Consider the following 18,993-nt stretch of genomic DNA (forward strand, 5'->3'; position numbering starts at 1 on the left):
GCTGATCACCCGCCGCGCCTACGGCTTCCACTCCGCCCACGCAGCCCTCGCCCTTGTCATGCTCTCCTGCGGCCCCATCGACCTACGCCTCCCTCACGAGCGGCCGACCCGATGACCCACATTCATGCCGGGAGAGCCCACATTTCGGGTGTACCGGGGGCCATCCAGCTCACCGAAGGAGTCCAGGTGGTCTCCCCCAAAGGGCGGTACCCCCAGCGTGTCGGCCATGATCGCGGCCAGGCACTCCCCCGAGGGCATGCCCATCTTCGCCGCACCGGCCCAGCAGCTGCTCCACGACCCCGATCTCGCCAGCAACGTGTGCGATCGGGCGGCTGGTGTCGATAACCAGTCTTGCCGCCTCCCGGCGAAACGTCGGCGTGAATCTCTTCCGTTGTGCTCCCATACGAACATCCTCCCTGCCAAGCATCAAACCCGGCGGTCAAGGATGTCCACCCAAAGGGGTCAACCCCACCACAGCTATGCGAGCACATTTCGTGAGTCTCTTCGAACCACCCCAAGCCGACCTCGGTATCGGATAGGGTGCGGCCAGCCAGGCGATGAGGTGACCGATGGGATCTTCCGACAAGGGCCGCGCGCAGGCGGTAGTCGCGATGGACTCCCACGAGGACATCGAACGACTCCTACCCGTCACGAGTTGGCGGTACTGGTTCATCGCCCTGGCCTGTCTGTTACTGGTCGTAGCGGCCGTGCTGTACGCTGCGGCCACCTACAAGACGGTCACCGTCTCGGGAACGGGGCGCGCGTCGGACTCGAATGGCGTGCGCCTGGTCACAGCAACGGTCGCCGGTGAGTTTGATGACTACAGCGTCACGGCCGGAGACACCGTCAAGGACGGGCAGATCATCGGTTACATCATCACCGTTGACCAGCGGGTACCCCAGCGTGCGCAGGTGGACGGCACCGTCCTGGGACTGGCCATGCGCCCAGGCGACCCCGTGAATGTAGGGGACTGGCTGACAACGATCTCCGCGAGCTCGTCGGACGGCAAACTCGTCCTGGCCACGTACTCGATGGCTGACGGTGATCGACTGGCGAGTGGCCAGAAGGTCTCGGTCACGGTCGAGGCGTCGCTCGCCCAGGGGATAGGCGGCACCGGAACGGTCGTCACCGGGGTCGTTACTGAATTGGCCAGGGAGATGGACGCCAAAGACGTATACGTTGGACTCGCACTGCCCGAACAGCCTGACGGAGACCAGACTATTGCCGTCATTGCGCTGGACCAGCCGGTGAGTCCGGGCTCCATTGTTCGTGCTGATGTCATCGTCAGCGAGCGCAATCTGCTTCAGCAGGTTCTCGGCCGGTCATGATTGATGTGAGGGCTAGCGGGCCGACGGGCGACAGCCGCCGGACGTCCGTGTCCACCCCGGAGCGGATGCAGTTGGCGCCCACTGAGAGCGGCGCCGCCGCCCTGGCCATCCTGCTCGGGCACTACGGCAGGTGGGTGTCCTTGGAGGAAGCCCGCGATGCCTGCGGGGTGAGTCGCGATGGCAGCACTCCAGAATCTGTGGCGATCGCGGCGCGGTCCTACGGGCTACAACCGACGATCACGGCGACAGAGCCACAGGACCTGCTCTCGATGTCCATGCCGGTGGTGATCCACTGGCGTTTCAAGCACTACATCGTGCTCGAGGGCTGGTCGAAGAAGGGGTGGCTGCTCAACGATCCGGCAGTCGGCCATCGAGTCTGCCCAGCGGATGAATTCGATGAGGCCTTCACGGGAACCGTGATCACAGCGACACCCGGGCCGCAATTCGAGCGCGGAGGTCGTCCACCGCGCACTCTCCATCGGCTGGGGGCACACCTGGTTGGTTCGCGCGACGGCATCGCCCTGATGGCTCTCATCGGCGTCATCCTCATAGTGCCGGCGATCCTGGTGCCCGGCCTCGCCCGGGCTTTCGTCGATGCGTTCGTCGGCAACTCAGCAGCCAGCATGTCCACAATCCTGGGCGCACTCGTCCTGGCGGCGATCCTGCAGGCTGTTCTCGTCGGGCTGCAGGGCAGCATCGGCGTGCGCCTCGCCAATAAGGTCTCGGTCCTGCTCAGCGCGGCGATGATGGACCGGCTGCTGCGTATCCCAATGCAGTTCTACGATCTGCGCGGCCCCAGCACGCTCAACCAACGCGCCGCCCAGCCCAACATCGTGGCCACCACTGTGGCGTCGCTGTTCTCGACTCTGGTCATCGCAGTCCTCAGCAGCGCAACTGCGGCGCTGGTGCTGCTGTTCACGTACTGGCCCGCTGGGATCGTTGCCCTGGTATCTCTGGTCGCCATCGTGATCATGCGTCGGTCCGCGCGTGCAAGGCGAAAGACGCTGGCGGAGCGGACCGTGCGAGGGCAGACCGACATCTCAGTCATCACGGCCACCGCCCTCGCGCAGATCGAGGTCATCAAGGCAAGCGGCGCGGAGGACGCCATCGTCGCGAAGTGGGCCCAAGCGCATGATCGGATGCTCACCGCCTCCCAGGAACTGGGAGAGAAGACCTCAATGACGCTCTATCTCCCTCGCGTAGTCACGACAGTCGCCGGCATCGCGGTCACGATCACGGCGTTGTACGGAGTCAGCGTCGGTGCCCTATCCCTGGGCGGGCTCGTAGCTGTCCAAACCCTCAACGGGCTCGTGCTCGGTTCCATCCCGTCGGCTGTGACTCAACTTGAGCAGGCCGAGAACCTCACTGGCCAACTCGACCAAATAGAAGACGTCCTGGGCACCAGACCCGATCCGCGCCTCGTCCAGTGGTCCGTCTCGCAGCCAGATGACCTGACGCCGGTGACCGGCGAACTGAGTCTGCGCGGCGTCTCGTTCGGCTACAACAAGAATGCGCCACCGCTCATCACTGACCTCGACCTGCACCTCACCCCAGGCAAGCGGATCGCCCTCGTGGGCCCCAGCGGCTGTGGCAAGTCGACGGTGAGTCGCCTCGTCGTCGGCTGGTACGAGCCCTGGTCGGGGGAGGTACGCGTCGATGGCAAACTTCGGGACGAGTGGCCCGAGTCCACCCTGACAAGCTACATCGCCATGGTCGAACAGGATCCAAAGATCTTTTCCGGCACCATCAATGACAACATCTCGATGTGGAATCCCACGATTCCCGAGATTGACATCATCCAGGCCGCCAAGGACGCGTGCCTCCACGACGACATCATCAAGCGTGTCGGCGCCTATGAGTCGGTCCTCGCCGAGCAGGGGGAAGACCTCTCTGGGGGCCAGCGGCAACGACTAGAGATAGCGCGTTCACTGGCCCGAAATCCGTCGTTGCTCGTCCTCGACGAGGCGACATCGGCGCTCGACGCTGCCACCGAAGCTGCGGTCGACGCCGCCATCCGGCGCCGCGGCGCGGCCGTGCTGGTGATCGCCCACCGGTTGTCCACGATCCGCGACTGCGACGAGATCATCGTGCTGGACAAAGGCGAGGTCGTCGAACGCGGTACGCATGATGAATTGATCGCCAATCACGGGCCCTACGCGGACCTGGTGCGGTCATGACAGCCAGCCCCACCACGACCTCGCGGGCCCTGCCCAGTGGCACGGCACTGCGCATCCACCACGGCGAAGTCTTGATCTTCGCGGCGCCTTCGACCGACGAGAACCTGGGACGCTGGGTCCCGGTCACCCAGGTGACGGGGCCGACCACGATCCTGGGTTGCGACCTGCCGACAGCGGTCCTGCTGGCGTCGCCGCAGGCGAGCGCAGCGTACGACGTCATAACCGTCACGTCCGCAATCGAGGGCATTGACCTGGCTCATGAGGCGACCGCTGCCCTAGCCGAGGCCGACGAGGAGTTTGCTCGCAAGTCGGCGGCCGACCAGTTGGAGAGCGACCACGACACTTGGCTCATCCGCGATGCGCTGACCGACCTGGCGGCGGCGGTCCCCGGGTATGCCGAGGCTGGCGCGGCAGACGACTCGTCCGCGGATGTCATCGCGATGCGGCGTCTCTCTGGCTTCATCGGGCTGCCTGTCGATCCATTGCGCCTGCGCGCGGCGGTCGCGGATGCCCACGTCAGCGGGCGCGATCGCATAACTGCACTGGCCGCGGCTTGTGATGCCACGGTACGTCGTCAGCAGTTGCCGCCGTCGTGGTGGAAGTCGCAGGGGCCGCCCCTGCTGCTCACCGTGCTGGCCACGGGAGCTCATGTCGTCGCGCATTGGCGGCGCGGCGGATACGCCATCTGGGATCCCAAGACCGATCGCGACGTGCGGATCGATGCGTCGGCCGATGACACCCTGTCGCCCACCGGGATGCTCCTGCAGCCATTGCTCGACCCGAGCCGACCGGCGCAGATGCGCGACCTCGTACGCATGGGTTTGCGCGGCGCTGGCTCGTCGGCCGCCATGCTCCTATCCGTCACCGCCGTGATGGCACTGCTGAGTGCGGCCATCCCAGTGGTCTCCGGTCGCCTCACCACCGAGGTGGCGAACTCAGCGAGAGCGTCGCTGCTAGCGGTAGGAATCGCTCTGGTCCTGATCGTTGCCGCCACCGTTCCGCTGGCGGCGGTCCGTGGGTACGCGATCCGCCGCATCCGAACGCGGGCGGTTTCCACGGCCGCCGCAGCGGTGTTCGACCGGCAGTTGCGGCTGCCCATGCACTGGCACAAGGGCAAGCGCCAGAACGAGCGCATCGTCGACGCCACCGCAGTCGATACGGCGGCCAACAACGCAACAGACGGGGTCATCTTCGTCATCCTCGACACTGTCACGGTGTTCGGAGCGCTACTTGGCGCGTACCTCATGAATCCGTGGTTGGCCGTGACCATTCTGGTGATTCTCGCAGTGCGCTCAATCGTCGACATCGCGCTCGTGCGAAGGCTGTCACATGTCAGCGCGCAGGCGGTCGATGCGGACGCGCAGTCGCCGGTCCTGGAACTGCTGCGCGGCTACTCTCGACTGCGTGCCTCTGGGGCCGAGCGGCGCGCATATGCGCAATGGGCGCACTTCTGGGCGGCGGTCGTGCGCGTCAAGGTCAGGCTCGGACGGATCAACATCGCCCAACAGGTGTCCGCGGCACTGTGGCCGGCGTTGAGCCTGGCGATCATGCTCGGGGTTATCGCCGTCACGATGGAGGGCCGCAGCCAGGCGGAGGTGCTCGGCGTCCTGGTCACGGGGCAGGTAGCGCTCACGGCTGCCAATTCCGCGGTGTCCCAGTCCACCTCCATGATCGGCGTGCTGCTTGCGTCGGCGGCCATGCTTCGGCGCGCGGAGTCCATCCTGTCGGCAGTGCCGGAGTCGGCGGGTGGAGGCGAGATCGCGCCGCTGCGCGGCGGCGTCGACCTGCGCGATGTCACGTACCGGTATGAGCCCGAACTACCCCCGATCTTCACCGGGCTTTCGCTGTCGATCCAGCCCGGTGAGCATGTGGCACTCGTCGGCCCGTCGGGCGCCGGCAAGACGACCCTGCTACGGCTCATCCTGGGCCTGGACGAACCCGAGACGGGACAGGTCTCCTTCGACGGCAAGGGCCTGCCGCGCCTGGACCGAGCCGCGCTCCGACGTCAGATCGGTGTGGTCATGCAGTCTTCGGCGCTGCTGCCCGGCAGCATCCGCGACAACGTCGACCTTGGTCGCGGTCTGACGGCAACACAGGTCTGGGAGGTCCTCGACCGCGCTGCCGTGGGAGACGACGTACGCGCAATGCCGATGGGTATCAACACGGTCGTCATCGAGGGAGGAAGCGGCATCTCAGGCGGCCAACGCCAACGCATCCTGCTCGCCCGCGCACTGGCCGGGAACCCGCGGATCATCATCCTCGACGAGGCGACCTCGGCACTGGACAACGTCAGCCAGGCCGCCGTTGTCGCGAATCTCGACACCATGGCCGTCACGCGCATCGTGGTTGCCCACCGGCTCTCCACGATCCGGCGTGCCGATCGCATCGCCGTACTCGACGGTGGCCGCATCGTGCAGGAGGGCAGCTTCGCCGCCCTGGTCTCGGCCCCGGGTCCGTTCCGCACGCTCGTCGAACGCCAGAGCGTCGACGCCCTTGAGCCCACCTCGTGATCTGCGAGCACTCGCACACAACAAACGCCCCGGATCGCCGGTTTACTCAGCATCTTGAGTAGTTCTACTCAGCATGATGAGTGAGGCGACGTGGCCGCTTCAGGAACCGATGCCCTGCGGAACTTGCTTGGTCATCGTCGGGGCGCTCGGCTTCGCGACGCTGTAGGACACGGCAGCCCACGTCGTGCCTGAGGCTCCTGGGGCAGGGACTTCGTATCCACGGATCAGCTCCTGGGCGAATGTGTCCCCAAGCTAGTCGGGGCTCTTGCTCAGGGGACCAGCTCGGACAGGATCGCGCTGTACGCCGTTGGTGCCGCTGATGGGCACGGTTGGCCTTCGAACGCGGCGGGGGCGGTTTTGTCGTGCAATAATGGGGGTCACATGCAGTTCGCGAAGTCCTCGCGGCGACCATCGTGAGATGTCCGGTTCGTGACAGGTACCGGGCCGCGTGCGAGGAGGCGAAGGCACATGGCCAGAAGAACTAGGTCCGGAACCAAGATCACGGACGCCCTGGCCGAGTCGCTGGCGGACGAAGCCGAACGAGGCTACGAGCTGCGCGGCCCCGGTCGTCCTTCGCTGAGCGGCGGAGATCCCTCGCCGCAGGTCACCTTCCGGCTGCCCCGGGAGTTGCGGGAGCAGGCATCACGGCGGGCGGAGGCCGAGGGCACGAGCATCTCAGCTCTGGCGCGCGAGGCCTTGGAGCGGTTCCTGGCGTCGTGAGGTCCATGGGGGTCGCCGCCTAGGACCCCGATCGCGAGCTTGAGTACGAGGCGGCCGACTGATGGCATCCCCTGCCCAATCGTTGTCGGGATTCCCGGCCTTCCGCGCAGAGTGCCCCACCCGCGCCGGTGCTGGTGCCGGTGCCGGTGCTGGTGCCGGTGCCGGACGAGAGCTAGACACGCAGGGAACTAGGGACTAGATTCAGAAAGTAAGACAGTAGGACAGTTCCACTAAGGGAGCAACCCATGGCGATCCAGACCCTGCGCCCTAAGAATCAAGTTACTATCCCCGCGGCTATCGTCGAGGACGTTGGCATAGAGGTAGGTGACCCGATCACGTTTCGGGTGGAGCAGGGCCGGATCATCATTGAGGCCCTGCCGGTAGTACCTAGTGAGGAGTGGCTGACGGACCAGGTGCTCCTGGAGATCGAACGGGCCGAACGAGAGCAGGGAGCCAGCTTCGAGACGGCCGACGAGGCGATCGCGGCCCTGCGTGGCTAGCGGGTTCCAGGTCGAACTACGACCCTCCTTCGTCCCGCAGTACAGGAAGTTGCCCCAGGCTCAACAACGACTGGTGGACAACTTGATCCGTGACCTGGCCGCATTGGTGAACCTGGGTAGTCCTAGATCGGAGGAGGCCCGGGCTCTGGGAAGAAGGCTCAGGGTCAAGCCGATCCAAAGATCCAGGCGGGTAGTCCCCAAGCGAATGGAGGCCACGTACAGCGCGAATGGCCGGGTGGTGTGGACGCTGGACGGTGACCATTTGGTACTCCTTTACGTCGGCGACCACTCGGTACTGGAGCAGAGCTAGCGGATTCTTGGCTAAGACTCCCGGCCCTCCTGCGCGACGTGGTCGAGCAGTTGCGGGATCCGGCAGCGCGCGACGCCGTCCTCACCTTGGTGGCAGGCTTCGAATCCGAAGGAGCCGTGGTGACGGGGGTCAAGGACCTGGTCACGCCACGAGAGGCGGGCGAACTTCTGGGGGTGTCTCGCCAGTACATCGACAAACTCATCGCCGGGAAGAAGATCCCGGTGTTCCGCAAGCCGGCAAGCAAGCACCGCGTGATCCGAGTGCGAGACCTTGTCGCCTTCGAAGCCGCCCGCCAGGAGGGCAGCGCCCGGATCGGTGACGCAGTCAATGAGCTGCTCGACGTCGGCGCCGAGTACTGAACCGGACAACATCTGAGCCGCGTGAGAGTCTTCGTCGACACCAACGTCTGGTACCTGGTCAGCGTGGCTGACCTCGTCTTACGCAGCGTCGAGTTCGGCTTGTTCGATCTGGCCTGGACCGAGGAGGTTCTGCCCGGGCCGCTGACCGACACTGTTGACCTGGAACTGCGACAACAGCGGTTTTGTCGTGCACTAGTGGGGATCACATGCAGTTCGCGAAGTCCTCGCGGCGGACTTCGCGGGAGGTACCCGCTCGTCACGAGTACCGGCCGGCGTACGAGGAGGCGAGGCATCATGGCCAGGAGAACTAGGTCCGGAGCCGAGATCACGGACGCCCTGGCCGAGTCCCAGGCGGACGAAGCCGAACGCGGATACCAGCTGCGCGGCCCCGGTCGCCCGTCGCTGAGCGGGGGGGAGACCTCGCCGCAGGTCACATTCCGGCTGCCAAGGGAGCTGAGGGAGCAGGCGTCACGGCGAGCGGAGGCTGAGGGCACGAGCATCTCAGCTCTGGCGCGCGAGGCCTTGGAACGTTTCCTGGCGTCGTGAAGTGAGGGACCGCCGCCGTGCGTGCCGGTTTCCGCAATGCCGCGAAACGTGTCCGCGATCCGCTCTCCCCCTCGACGACATCCCGGATTCGGCGGGACAACACGTCCAAGGTGGCTCGTTGAGGTCTCAGTAGCGTTCGATGCGGTCCCGTCGTGGCTCGCGCTCGGTGGCGGGGGCGGTCACCTCGTACTGCAGGTCGCGCAGTTCTGCGGCGGCGGCACGAGGGTTGTCCCGGACCGAGGTGCGCAGCTGACGCTCACGCCACTCCGCGCGTCCGGCCCTGATGGCATCCTCCCAGCGGGGTGCGGTGTCGATTCCGAATTCGCGGACTGTCATCTCCAAGAAATCCTCCAGGCAGGGTCGCCACCGTTCCCCGCCAGTGGGCAGGTGGATGGACGACAGCGCCCATCGCGTCAGGGTGTTGCGGTGGTGTTCATGCGCCCGGGACAGCCATACGGAGAGGGCGCCGTTTTCCGCGTGGACGTGCCAGTGGCTGGCGGGGCCAGAGTGGTCCGGATCGAACTCCCAACGCAGAACCGGCTCGCCGGATCCTTCTGGTTTCAAGTCCACAAGTGAACTCTTCACCTTCAGGTACGACTCGGCACTATCCATGATCAAGAAGAACGAGAAGGCCAGCCAGCCGACAGTCTGCCCTTCGATGAACAACGGGATCGGCCCGCTCTCCGGTTCGACGACGTAGTGGCTCTTCATCTGCCGAATGCCGACGACTATGGGTCTCCCGTCCCCGCCGGGCAACACGCCGTTGAGGGTGGCTTCCAGGTTCTCCGCGAACACTTGCGCGCCACCAGCCAGACCGCTCACTATGCGCCCCCCGTCACTCGTCACTCGTCACTCGTCACCCGTCACTCGTCAGGCGGGACATCCTCGCCGAGCAGGAACGCGATCTTCTTCAGTTCCAGCAGCGCATCGCGCTCGTCGCTGGTCAATGGGCGGATCTGTGACAGGTCCAGCAAGTCCCTGAGGGAGTATCGACTCTCCACCTCCCGGCGCATTGCATGCAAGTCATCCTCAGTGTGCCGGTGCAACGTAGCCATGGCCCCTCCCGCCTTCCGTGTCCCTACGGTTCCGATGACAGTATCGGTCCAACCTTCGACAGGGTGAGCCCGAATCACCCACTCCACCCCCGATGCGTGACCTTCCCCCAGCGGCACCTCGCGCGTTCGACCCGTCAATGACGGCACAGACGCTACCGTCGATCGACGTCAAAGCTTCGTACGCGATCTCCCGCGTCTGTGGTCAGTGCGCCGGAGCACGGGAATGGGCAGGCTGGCGATCAGCCGGACGCTCTCGACATGTGCTGGGTCCTTCATGGCACAGGAAGTCACTCTTCCCGTTCACGTGCGCGGTCGCGGTGGGAGTGGGTGCTGCCACTGCTGGCGATCACCACTGACTTTGTCAGGGGCCCAATTCGCGTAGACGGTGTTATCCCGGGTACTCATCGTGACGGTGGCCATGAACTCGACGGCTTCACTAGGTGCGAGACGGCTCGTGCGCGAATCGCTGAACGTCTCGACCAACCCCTCGTGAGCGACTTCCACTTGGAAGGCGGTGCCGTCGCCTTGGTTCTCGACGACGTACGTGTCCCCACCATTCCAACGCACTTGCCAGCGCACTCGCGGTGCAGATCGCTCCTCAGCCAAGTCGTGGGCCTGCTTGGCGATGCGGTTCGCTTCCTGGGCCAGGGCGTTAGAGCGGGCCATCTCCCCCGCCTGGCGCCTCGTGGCCGCACGCGTCTGCACGGCGATCACCAAGCCGACTGTCCCGACGATCAGTGCCACGAGGACCCCTGCCCATGTGGCCAGTTCGCTGGCATTCACGGTGTCTCTGTCCCTTCCCCGCCCCTGATCAGTGAAACGAAACTAACCGGGAACCTGTCTCATGGAAGGTTGACACGAAGCGTTCTGATCATTTCCCAGTTCCTTCGGGGACTGCCCTTCATTGAGGCGCCAGCTGCGGATTCTCCACCGCCGACAGCGCCGGGACTTGCAGTTCCTGCCTGACGGCGACGTAGAGGCTCGTCGAGCAGAACTGGTTCCGGTACGAAGGCTGGGACCAGGGACGAGGCAGCGGGGAGCACGCCCTGTGCGCGCCAACTGACGGGAATCACGGCCGAGTGTCGGACCCCTCAGATACTGTCGTTCACCTCGGCGCGGCCACGCATGTGTGCGCTCGAAACGGAGGGATATCCGTGTCATCGTTGTCGTTGGATCAGTTGGTTGCCGCATCGTCCGCAGGCGGGCCGAGTTGCCTGGTGTCAGTGACGGAGTTGCGCCCGGCGGCCGGGCCGCATGCAAGCATCGCGCCCGCCAAGTTCGCCGCTACGCAGGGATCGGTGGGGGTGTTCGCCTCCGAGCCGCGGTACTTGGAAGGGCAGCGACATCAAGCTGTTCTGATTGACTCCAAGCAGAGCCAGCTCAACCGGATGGAAGCGGCATTGCAGCAGGCCATCGATGATGCTCATCCGCTGCTGACCCGACTACCGCGCGTTCAACAGCGCTGCCCACGCCGGATCAGCTTCCCGAATCCGGAACGAACCTCTCAATCTGCGGTTCCACGGAACCGCGTTGCGGCCACGGCTCCCCGGAGACCTGGATGCGGCGAGTTCGTGTTCGGCGTGCGACCGCGCGTACCGTGGTGTCACGGTCGGCGGTAGCACCATATTGGTCGCATGATCAGTGTTAGACGCCCCCAACCACGCCGATGGGCAAACGTCTGATGAGGTAGACCTTGGCGAAAAGGAAGAACAACGCGCAAGCAGCCGTGACCACCGGCGCCACCGTTGGCTACGAAGCCCAACTCTGGCAGATGGCCGACGCGCTGCGCGGCAGCATGGACGCCGCCGAATACAAGCACGTCGTCCTCGGCCTCATCTTCCTCAAGTACATCTCCGACGCCTTCGAGGAGCGCCACGCGAAGCTCGTCGCGGAGAAGACGAAGGGCGCCGACCCCGAAGACCCCGACGAATACCGCGCGCAGAGCATCTTCTGGGTCCCGCCCGAGGCGCGCTGGACGCACCTGAAGGCACATGCCCGCCAGCCCACCGTCGGCCAGCTCGTGGACGACGCCATGGCCGGCATCGAGCGCGACAACCCGGCGCTCAAGGGTGTGCTGCCCAAGGACTACGCCCGCCCGGCGCTCGACAAGCAGCGCCTCGGCCAGCTCATCGACGTGATCAGCAACATCAAGGTCGGCGACGAGGCGAGCCGCGCGAAGGACGTGCTTGGCCGCGTGTACGAGTACTTCCTCTCGCAGTTCGCCAGCGCCGAGGGCAAGAAGGGCGGCGAGTTCTACACGCCGCGCTGCGTGGTCAAGCTCCTGGTCGAGATGCTCGAGCCTTACCGCGGCCGGGTGTACGACCCGTGCTGCGGCTCGTCGGGCATGTTCGTTCAGTCGGTGGAGTTCATCCGCGCGCACGCCAACGGCAACGGCAACGGCGGCAAGGCCCCCAAAGGGATGCGGCCCGACATCTCGATCTACGGCCAGGAGTCGAACTACACGACCTGGCGCCTCGCGAAGATGAACCTCGCCATCCGCGGCATCGATGGCCAGATCGGCCACGGCGACACCTTCCATAACGACCGCCACCCCGACCTCAAGGCCGACTTCATCCTCGCCAATCCCCCGTTCAACGTCTCGGACTGGGGCGGCGAGCGCCTGCGCGACGACAAGCGCTGGAAGTACGGCGCGCCGCCCAAGGGCAACGCCAACTTCGCCTGGGTGCAGCACATCGTGCATCACCTGGCGCCCACGGGCGTGGCCGGGTTCGTACTCGCCAACGGCTCGATGTCGTCCAACCAGTCCGGCGAGGGCGAGATCCGCAAGAGCCTGATCGAGGCCGACCTCGTGGACTGCATGGTCGCGCTGCCGGGCCAGCTCTTCTACTCGACGCAAATCCCCGCGTGCCTGTGGTTCCTCGCGCGCGACCGCAAGGACGGCACCCGCTCCCTTGGGGGAGCCGGAGGGGGACAAACACTGAGCGACCGCCGCGGCCGGGTGCTCTTCATCGACGCCCGCAAACTCGGCCGCATGGCGGATCGAACGCACAAGGAGCTGACCGACGACGACATCGCTCGCATCGCCACGACCTATCACGCCTGGCGCGGCGAGAAGAACGCGGGCGAGTACGCGGACATCGCCGGCTTCTGCAAGAGCGCCGCGCTGGATGAGGTCCGCAAGCACGGCCACGTGCTCACGCCCGGCCGCTATGTCGGCGCCGAGGCGGTGGCGGACGACGGCGAGCCGTTCGACGAGAAGATGCAGCGGCTCGTCGCGACGTTGCGCGAGCAACAGGCCGGGGCCGCGAAGCTGGATGAGGCCATCGCCGCCAACCTGAAGGAGCTTGGGTATGGCGGGTAGGAAGCCTAAAAGCGCGGCCGTCGCCCGTTCCGACTTCGCGGCCTTGCTCGCCGATGTGAAGGGCCGCATCGAGGCTGCCCAGACGCGGGCGGTGCTGGCGGTCAACGCCGAACTCGTCCGCCTCTACTGGGACATCGGTCGGATCATCCATGACCGCCAGAAACGCGCAGGCTGGGGCGCTGCCGTCGTCCCCCGGCTGGCCCGCGAACTGCACAACGAACTCCCGGAGCTCAAGGGCTTTTCCGAGCGCAACCTCAAGCTCATGGTGCAGTTGGCGTCAGAGTACCCGCACGCCTTTCCGGCCCCCGACTCAATTGGGCAACCGCCGGTTGCCCAATTGCCCAGCGACCTAGAAGGGCAACTGCCGGTTGCCCAAGTCCCCTGGGCGCACAACGTTTTGTTGATGCAGAAGGTCAAGGACCTCACCACCCGCCGCTGGTACATGGAGCAAACGCTCGCCAATGGCTGGAGCCGCAACGTCCTCGGCCTGCAGATCGATGCCCGTGCCCACGCCCGGCACGGCAAGGCCGTCTCCAACTTCGCCGCCCTGCTCCCCGCGCCGCAGTCGGACCTCGCGCAGCAAACGCTCAAAGACCCCTATATCTTCGACTTCCTCACCCTCACCGAGCCCTTCCACGAACGCGAACTGGAAACCGAGCTCGTCCGTCATCTGGAGAAGTTCCTGCTCGAACTCGGCCAGGGCTTCGCGTTCATCGGTCGGCAGTATCGCCTCGACGTCGGCAACGAGGATTTCTACATCGACCTGCTCTTCTACCACCTGCGGCTGCGGTCGTTCGTCGTCATCGAGCTGAAGAAGGGCAAGTTCAAACCCGAGTACGCCGGCAAGCTCAACTTCTACTGCAACGTCGTCAACGACCGGCTCAAGCACCCGACCGACGCCCCGACCATCGGCCTGATCCTCTGCCAGACGCGGGACCAGCTCTTGGCCGAGTACAGCTTCGCTGGCATCGACAAGCCCATCGGCATCTCGACCTATGAGCTGACGCGGGCGCTGCCGGCGCGCCTGCAGTCGGTACTGCCGACGGTGGAAGAGATCGAGGCGGAACTGGCACCGAAGCGGAGGAAGCGATGAGCGGCGGGGTTCGCAGCGCGAAACTCGATGAGGCCATTGCCGCCAGCCTGAAGGAGCTTGGGTATGGGGGGTGAGTGGCCCACGCTCTCGCTTCGAGAAGCGAATGTCACGCTGATCGACTGCGATCATCGAACGCCACCGGCGTCTGAGGCCGGGTATCCCTACGTCGCGATCCCGCAGCTTCGCGGTGGACGGGTTGACCTGTCCAATGTGCGTCGCATCAAGCGCGAGCATCTTGTCGAGTGGACTCGAAAGGCGAAGCCGTCCGCCAACGACGTGATCCTCTCTCGCCGCTGCAATCCGGGCGAAACTGCGGTCGTGCCGTTCGATCTGGAGTTTGCGCTTGGCCAGAACTTGGTGTTGCTTCGGGCCGATGGCACCAAGGTCCACCCGCCATTCCTTCGCTGGCTGGTCCGAGGGCCCGAGTGGTGGGATCAGATCGGCAAGTTCCTCAACGTTGGCGCGATCTTCGACAGTCTGAGGTGCGCGGATGTCCCCAGCTTCGAACTGCGCATCCCGCCAGTCCCCGAACAACGTGCCATCGCCCACATTCTCGGCACGCTGGACGACAAGATCGAGCTGAACCGGCGGATGAACGAGACGCTGGAGGCGATGGCGCGGGCGCTCTTCAAGTCGTGGTTCGTGGACTTCGACCCCGTCCGCGCCAAGGCCGCAGGCCGCGACCCCGGCCTCCCCCAGCCCCTCGCCGACCTCTTCCCGGATTCCTTCGAGGACTCTGAGCTGGGGGAGATTCCGAAGGGGTGGGAGGTGGGGTGCGTGGATGACGAGTTCGACCTCACGATGGGCCAATCTCCGCCGGGCCCTACCTACAACGAGGTTGGCGACGGATTGCCGTTCTACCAGGGCCGAACAGACTTCGGCTTCCGCTTCCCGACCCGCCGTGTGTACTGCACGTCTCCGACGAGGCTCGCGAAGGAGGGCGACACGCTCATCAGCGTGCGAGCCCCGGTCGGCGACATCAACATGGCGGCGGAGGACTGCGTGATCGGGCGCGGCGTGGCCGCAGCTCGCCACAAGACGGGAAGCCGTTCCTACTCTTACCAATTCATGCGCGCGCAAGCTGATGCCTTCGATCGCTTCGAAGCAGAGGGGACAGTCTTCGGCTCGATTGGCAAGAAGGACTTCCACGCCATCGCATGCGTGGTGCCCCCGCGAGGCCTCGTGGCGGAGTTCGAACGGCGGCTTGCGCCACTCGACGGTCGGATCGAAGTCACCGACCATGAAGCCCGCACCCTCGCCGCCCTGCGCGACACGCTGCTGCCCAAACTCATCTCCGGCGAGCTGCGGGTGAAGGATGCGGAGCGGTTCATTGCGGGTAGTCCAGCCAATGCGACGGGAGCGCAGGCATGAACGAGACACATCGAGAGCCGAAGGACTGCTTCGAGATTGGCGGCGAGGACCTGCTTGCGGCGGCTCAAGGAACACCGGCTCAGCCGTTGCCACGCGAGACGCTCGACGACATCCGCGTCCGCGTCGGTACGCTCCTCAAGACGGAGACCGTGTCGTTCCTGCTTGGTGCGGGCGCGTCGGTGGATTGCGGGGGCCAACTGCTCGGTGCCGTTCCGCTGGCGGTTGAGCGGGACCTGCATGAGAAAGGCATCACGGGCAAGAAAACTCCGCGCATTCGACGTTGGCTCGGGGTCTTCTACGTGGCTGTGCGACATTGCGCGGGCACGACGACCACTCCGGTCACTCGTGACCAGATTGTTGCTCGTCGAGCAACACTGAACCGCGCTGACGCGGACACGCTCCCGGCTAACTTCGAGCAGGTACTTTCGACGCTGCATCGCTGGCGCGCGGCCCTCCCCAAGACTGGAGGGCGGCTGCGTCTTGAGGGCTCCCCGGGGCTCGATGCCAACTCGGAAGACCTTGATGGATGCCTCAATCACGCGACGCGCGCGCTGGCGCGAGCCTGCCAGCTTCCGACCACCGACAAGGAAGGCGGCCTCTCTACCTACAAGACCATCGTCCGCAAGCTCCTGACGCGGCCGCTCAACCTCAAGCGGGTGAACGTCTTCACGCTCAACTACGACACGCTCGTCGAGCAGGCTTCCGACGCCGAAGGTGTCGTGCTGCTCGATGGATTCGTCGGTGCCCAGCGCCGCATCTTCCGGCCCGAGAGCTACGAGCAGGATCTCTACTTCCCGGCGGAGACGACGGAGGGCCGCGTTCACCGATTCGACCGGGTGCTGCACCTCTACAAACTGCACGGCTCGATCACGTGGACGGCGAACGAGTCGACGCTCGACGATCCATACGGCGTACAGTCAGCGGTCTTCGACCCGGATGGGACGCAGCCGCTCCTGATCTACCCGACGCCAGCCAAGTACGGCGAGACGCTGGGATCCCCCTACTCGGAGCTGTTCCGCCGGTTCGCCGGTGCGCTGGCTCGGCCCCAATCGGTGTTATTTGTAGTCGGCTACGGATTCGGTGATGAGCACGTGAACGCCATCATCCGTCAGGCCCTCGCTGTTCCGAGCTTCACCCTCGTCATCGTGGATCCGGCGCCGACGAGCAAGTTCGTGACGACACTTCGCGAGCAGAAGGACCGACGGGTCTGGATCGCCGAGGGATCGAGGATCGGAACGCTCGCGGGATTCGTGGACCAACTACTTCCGGACCTGCGGGACGAGGAGATCCTCAAGAAGGTTCTCGCAACCCACCGAGCGCTCGCGAACGGAAGCCACGCGCAGGGAGATTCGGCCGATGGCGAGTGACTCCGAGATCGGGCGCGTTGTCGCCGTGGACACCGCGCAGGTCAGCATCGAGCTGAACCGCGACATCAAGGGGATGAGCAGGAGCACCTATGAAGGCCCTCAGGAAGTCGGGCGCATCAACTCCTACGTGATCATCCCGGTGGGCGCGCGGCGTCTCGTTGCGATGGTGACGCGCGTAGTGCTGGTGGAAGAAGCGGAAATGAAGGCCGACCGGACGATGGTGGCGCTTCCCGCCGCCCGGCGCCTGATGAAGGCGACACTCATCGGCACGATCGACGGCGACGCATTCCGTCAGGGCATTTCGCTCTTTCCGGTGCTCGACAACCCGGTCCACCTGGCCGGACGGGCCGACCTCGATGCGATCTTCGGCCCGATCGAGCAGGGCGCGGCGGCAGCGCCCGACCCGGCCGAGCCCGGCTACTGCATCCCCATTGGCGAGTCCGCCGTCGTGCAAGGGAGGCCCATCCGGATCGACCCGAACGCCTTCTTCGGCAAGCACGCCGCCATCCTGGGCAGCACCGGTTCCGGCAAGTCCTGCACGATCGCCAGCCTGATTCAGTCGATTCGTGAGCAGCCGGCCGTGAAGCGGACGACCGTCGTGATCCTGGACACCAACGGCGAATACCGCACTGCGTTTCAGAAACAGAAGGACGGTGGTGCTTGGGAGGACGCCGGTTCCGGAAAGGCTCTTTACATTCCGTCTGATCCCAGAAAGGCATCCGAGCGCCTCGCCATTCCGTACTGGTTCATGAACGCAGAGGATTTCGTGCGGCTCTTCCAGGCGTCCAAAGGCGTGCAGCGCCCGGTACTCCTGGAGGCGCTGCGCCTCGCGCGCAACGACACGGGCAGCGGCTCACCACTTGCCATCCTGCGAGAGGAACTGATCCACGAGGTCAATCGCATCTGGTCGCTCTCGGGGAAGGACGAGAAGACGTCGAAGGATGTGCGGGACGTGGCCAATGGCCTCAAGACACGAATCGGGCAGAATGACCTGACCACGGCGTGGACGGAGGCGCAGGCCACGTACTCCCTTGCCAAAGCCGATGTCGAGTCCGCGCTCGACTCCGTCGCGACGACCGCCGAGAACCACGTCGACAACGGCACCTATCCCAAGGGGCTTCCCGCTGACGCGCGGAAGGCGGTTCGCGATGCCATCGGTCCCATCTACGAGAAGCTGACAGGGGCGCACCCCGGCGAAAGTGCCGACGGCACAGGCCGCTCGGCGGATGCGCCGTCGCACTTCGACAAGTTGAAGTTCCGCTCCCGTCACATCGAGCAAGTCCTCCGACGCGAGGAGTCGGGTGGTGCGCGGGCGCGGGATTTTTCCGGAACGATGCTGCTACGTATCGACCGCCTGCTAGCCGATCAGCGGTTCGACTTCCTGTTCGGCCCTGTCGGTGAGGCGTTGCCGAACCCGGCGCACGCACTGGCCACGTTTCTTCGCGATACGCTCGGCATCGGCGCCTCCTCGAAGACTGAGTTGTCGAATGCGACCGACGTTCCGAAGTCGCGCCTTCCTTTCTACGACCGACAACGCGACAAGGAGAGCGCCGTCGACGTCGTCATCCTCGACCTGAGCCTGCTCGCGGCGGAGGTGCTAGAAAACGTCACCGCGCTGATCGGCCGACTCGTCCTCGAGTTCCTTCAGCGGCTCGGCGAGCATGGCGGCGAAGGAGCGCGCGGCTCGCTCCCGGTCGTGCTCGTTCTGGAGGAGGCCCAGAACTACATCCAACAGCCACGATTCGCAGAGGAAGAGTCGATTGCCCGCGTCGTGTTCGAAAGGATTGCACGCGAGGGCCGAAAGTACGGCCTGAGCCTCGTCCTTGCTTCCCAGAGGCCGAGCGAGCTTTCGAAGACGGTGCTCTCACAGTGCAGCAGCTTCATCGTGCACCGGCTGCAGAACCCCGAGGATCTGCGGTACTTCAAGGAGATCGTTCCCGGCATCTACGGGCCGATGCTGGAGCAGATCCCGGCGCTCGCTCCGCAAACGGCGCTCGTCCTCGGCGAGTGCGTTCCAGCGCCTGCGCTGGTGAAGATTCGTGAGGCGCGGCCGGTGCCCAGAAGCCGCGATCCGCAGTTCTACCGTTACTGGGTGAGCGATGCTGTTCCAGCGGTCGACGTCGAAGGCATCTGCGCGCAGTGGGAAGGAAAGCGCGATGACGGTGATGAGGCCCCGTCGGCAGGCGCGACCGATGAGGTCGGAACCTGATGACGACATTCACCGAATCCATCGTCGAGCAAGCCGCCCTCGCGTGGCTGGAGGCCACCGGCTGGCGGATCGCACCCGGGCCCTCGACATCGCGCCGCCCTGCCTCCCGACGGGTAGGGATATGCG

At 65.3% G+C, this 18,993-nt stretch carries 16 protein-coding genes and 1 pseudogene; 13 read left to right on the forward strand and 4 right to left on the reverse strand.

Annotated elements, in window-relative coordinates; all coding sequences use genetic code 11:
- Positions 1 to 274: 274 nt before the first annotated feature.
- Positions 275 to 403, reverse strand: a pseudogene (locus Q8P38_02410) (transposase).
- A gap of 166 nt (positions 404 to 569) precedes the next feature.
- Here Q8P38_02410 and Q8P38_02415 point away from each other — a divergent pair.
- The 8 genes from Q8P38_02415 to Q8P38_02450 all read left to right on the forward strand — a co-directional run bounded on the left by Q8P38_02415 (position 570) and on the right by Q8P38_02450 (position 8,450).
- Complete coding sequence (locus Q8P38_02415) at positions 570 to 1,328, forward strand: HlyD family efflux transporter periplasmic adaptor subunit (GenBank protein MDP4013465.1); 759 nt, start codon at positions 570 to 572, stop codon at positions 1,326 to 1,328.
- The gene (locus Q8P38_02420; GenBank protein ID MDP4013466.1) at positions 1,325 to 3,505 is read left to right on the forward strand and encodes an ATP-binding cassette domain-containing protein; all 2,181 of its coding nucleotides are present in this window, start codon (positions 1,325 to 1,327) and stop codon (positions 3,503 to 3,505) included. The genes Q8P38_02415 and Q8P38_02420 overlap by 4 nt, the downstream gene beginning before the upstream one ends.
- Complete coding sequence (locus tag Q8P38_02425) at positions 3,502 to 6,015, forward strand: ATP-binding cassette domain-containing protein (GenBank protein ID MDP4013467.1); 2,514 nt, start codon at positions 3,502 to 3,504, stop codon at positions 6,013 to 6,015. The genes Q8P38_02420 and Q8P38_02425 overlap by 4 nt, the downstream gene beginning before the upstream one ends.
- A 468-nt stretch (positions 6,016 to 6,483) precedes the next feature.
- On the forward strand, positions 6,484 to 6,735 hold the full coding sequence (locus Q8P38_02430) for an Arc family DNA-binding protein (GenBank protein ID MDP4013468.1): 252 nt from the start codon (positions 6,484 to 6,486) through the stop codon (positions 6,733 to 6,735).
- A gap of 245 nt (positions 6,736 to 6,980) precedes the next feature.
- On the forward strand, positions 6,981 to 7,235 hold the full coding sequence (locus Q8P38_02435) for an AbrB/MazE/SpoVT family DNA-binding domain-containing protein (GenBank protein MDP4013469.1): 255 nt from the start codon (positions 6,981 to 6,983) through the stop codon (positions 7,233 to 7,235).
- Positions 7,228 to 7,545, forward strand: coding sequence for a hypothetical protein (locus tag Q8P38_02440; protein MDP4013470.1), 318 nt, complete (start codon positions 7,228 to 7,230; stop codon positions 7,543 to 7,545). The genes Q8P38_02435 and Q8P38_02440 overlap by 8 nt, the downstream gene beginning before the upstream one ends.
- A gap of 38 nt (positions 7,546 to 7,583) precedes the next feature.
- A complete protein-coding gene (locus Q8P38_02445) occupies positions 7,584 to 7,904 on the forward strand; it encodes a helix-turn-helix domain-containing protein (protein ID MDP4013471.1) in 321 nt (106 codons plus the stop codon).
- 21 nt (positions 7,905 to 7,925) lie between these two features.
- Entirely contained in the window at positions 7,926 to 8,450 is a 525-nt protein-coding gene (locus Q8P38_02450) for an Arc family DNA-binding protein (protein ID MDP4013472.1), read from the forward strand.
- 126 nt (positions 8,451 to 8,576) lie between these two features.
- Here Q8P38_02450 and Q8P38_02455 read toward each other — a convergent pair whose 3' ends face one another.
- The 3 genes from Q8P38_02455 to Q8P38_02465 form a co-directional block, all read right to left on the reverse strand.
- Positions 8,577 to 9,296, reverse strand: a complete 720-nt coding sequence (locus Q8P38_02455) for a hypothetical protein (protein ID MDP4013473.1) — start codon at positions 9,294 to 9,296, stop codon at positions 8,577 to 8,579.
- 17 nt (positions 9,297 to 9,313) lie between these two features.
- On the reverse strand, positions 9,314 to 9,505 hold the full coding sequence (locus Q8P38_02460; protein MDP4013474.1) for a hypothetical protein: 192 nt from the start codon (positions 9,503 to 9,505) through the stop codon (positions 9,314 to 9,316).
- Between the two features lie 300 nt (positions 9,506 to 9,805).
- Complete coding sequence (locus Q8P38_02465; protein ID MDP4013475.1) at positions 9,806 to 10,288, reverse strand: hypothetical protein; 483 nt, start codon at positions 10,286 to 10,288, stop codon at positions 9,806 to 9,808.
- A gap of 910 nt (positions 10,289 to 11,198) precedes the next feature.
- On the opposite strand from Q8P38_02465, the gene Q8P38_02470 reads away from it, so the two are divergent.
- The 5 genes from Q8P38_02470 (at position 11,199) to Q8P38_02490 (ending at position 18,867) form a co-directional block, all read left to right on the forward strand.
- Positions 11,199 to 12,827 (forward strand): class I SAM-dependent DNA methyltransferase, encoded by a 1,629-nt coding sequence (locus tag Q8P38_02470; GenBank protein MDP4013476.1) that lies wholly within the window; start codon positions 11,199 to 11,201, stop codon positions 12,825 to 12,827.
- Complete coding sequence (locus tag Q8P38_02475; GenBank protein ID MDP4013477.1) at positions 12,817 to 13,920, forward strand: PDDEXK nuclease domain-containing protein; 1,104 nt, start codon at positions 12,817 to 12,819, stop codon at positions 13,918 to 13,920. Before Q8P38_02470 ends, Q8P38_02475 begins: the two co-directional genes overlap by 11 nt.
- A 63-nt stretch (positions 13,921 to 13,983) precedes the next feature.
- Positions 13,984 to 15,291, forward strand: coding sequence for a restriction endonuclease subunit S (locus tag Q8P38_02480; GenBank protein ID MDP4013478.1), 1,308 nt, complete (start codon positions 13,984 to 13,986; stop codon positions 15,289 to 15,291).
- The gene (locus tag Q8P38_02485; GenBank protein ID MDP4013479.1) at positions 15,288 to 16,658 is read left to right on the forward strand and encodes an SIR2 family protein; all 1,371 of its coding nucleotides are present in this window, start codon (positions 15,288 to 15,290) and stop codon (positions 16,656 to 16,658) included. Before Q8P38_02480 ends, Q8P38_02485 begins: the two co-directional genes overlap by 4 nt.
- Positions 16,648 to 18,867, forward strand: a complete 2,220-nt coding sequence (locus Q8P38_02490; GenBank protein MDP4013480.1) for a DUF87 domain-containing protein — start codon at positions 16,648 to 16,650, stop codon at positions 18,865 to 18,867. Before Q8P38_02485 ends, Q8P38_02490 begins: the two co-directional genes overlap by 11 nt.
- Positions 18,868 to 18,993 lie beyond the last annotated feature (126 nt).

The sequence above is a fragment of the Candidatus Nanopelagicales bacterium genome (assembly GCA_030700225.1).
Taxonomy (GTDB): Bacteria; Actinomycetota; Actinomycetes; order S36-B12.

Excerpts from the sequence above, each read along its gene's own strand:
- Q8P38_02435 (MDP4013469.1), top strand. The coding sequence starts at position 6,981 with ATGGCGATCCAGACCCTGCGCCCTAAGAATCAAGTTACTATCCCCGCG.
- Q8P38_02415 (MDP4013465.1), top strand. The coding sequence starts at position 570 with ATGGGATCTTCCGACAAGGGCCGCGCGCAGGCGGTAGTCGCGATGGAC.
- Q8P38_02490 (MDP4013480.1), top strand. The coding sequence starts at position 16,648 with ATGGCGAGTGACTCCGAGATCGGGCGCGTTGTCGCCGTGGACACCGCG.
- Q8P38_02475 (MDP4013477.1), top strand. The coding sequence starts at position 12,817 with ATGGCGGGTAGGAAGCCTAAAAGCGCGGCCGTCGCCCGTTCCGACTTC.
- Q8P38_02425 (MDP4013467.1), top strand. The coding sequence starts at position 3,502 with ATGACAGCCAGCCCCACCACGACCTCGCGGGCCCTGCCCAGTGGCACG.
- Q8P38_02460 (MDP4013474.1), bottom strand. The coding sequence starts at position 9,505 with ATGGCTACGTTGCACCGGCACACTGAGGATGACTTGCATGCAATGCGC.
- Q8P38_02485 (MDP4013479.1), top strand. The coding sequence starts at position 15,288 with ATGAACGAGACACATCGAGAGCCGAAGGACTGCTTCGAGATTGGCGGC.
- Q8P38_02480 (MDP4013478.1), top strand. The coding sequence starts at position 13,984 with ATGGGGGGTGAGTGGCCCACGCTCTCGCTTCGAGAAGCGAATGTCACG.
- Q8P38_02430 (MDP4013468.1), top strand. The coding sequence starts at position 6,484 with ATGGCCAGAAGAACTAGGTCCGGAACCAAGATCACGGACGCCCTGGCC.
- Q8P38_02420 (MDP4013466.1), top strand. The coding sequence starts at position 1,325 with ATGATTGATGTGAGGGCTAGCGGGCCGACGGGCGACAGCCGCCGGACG.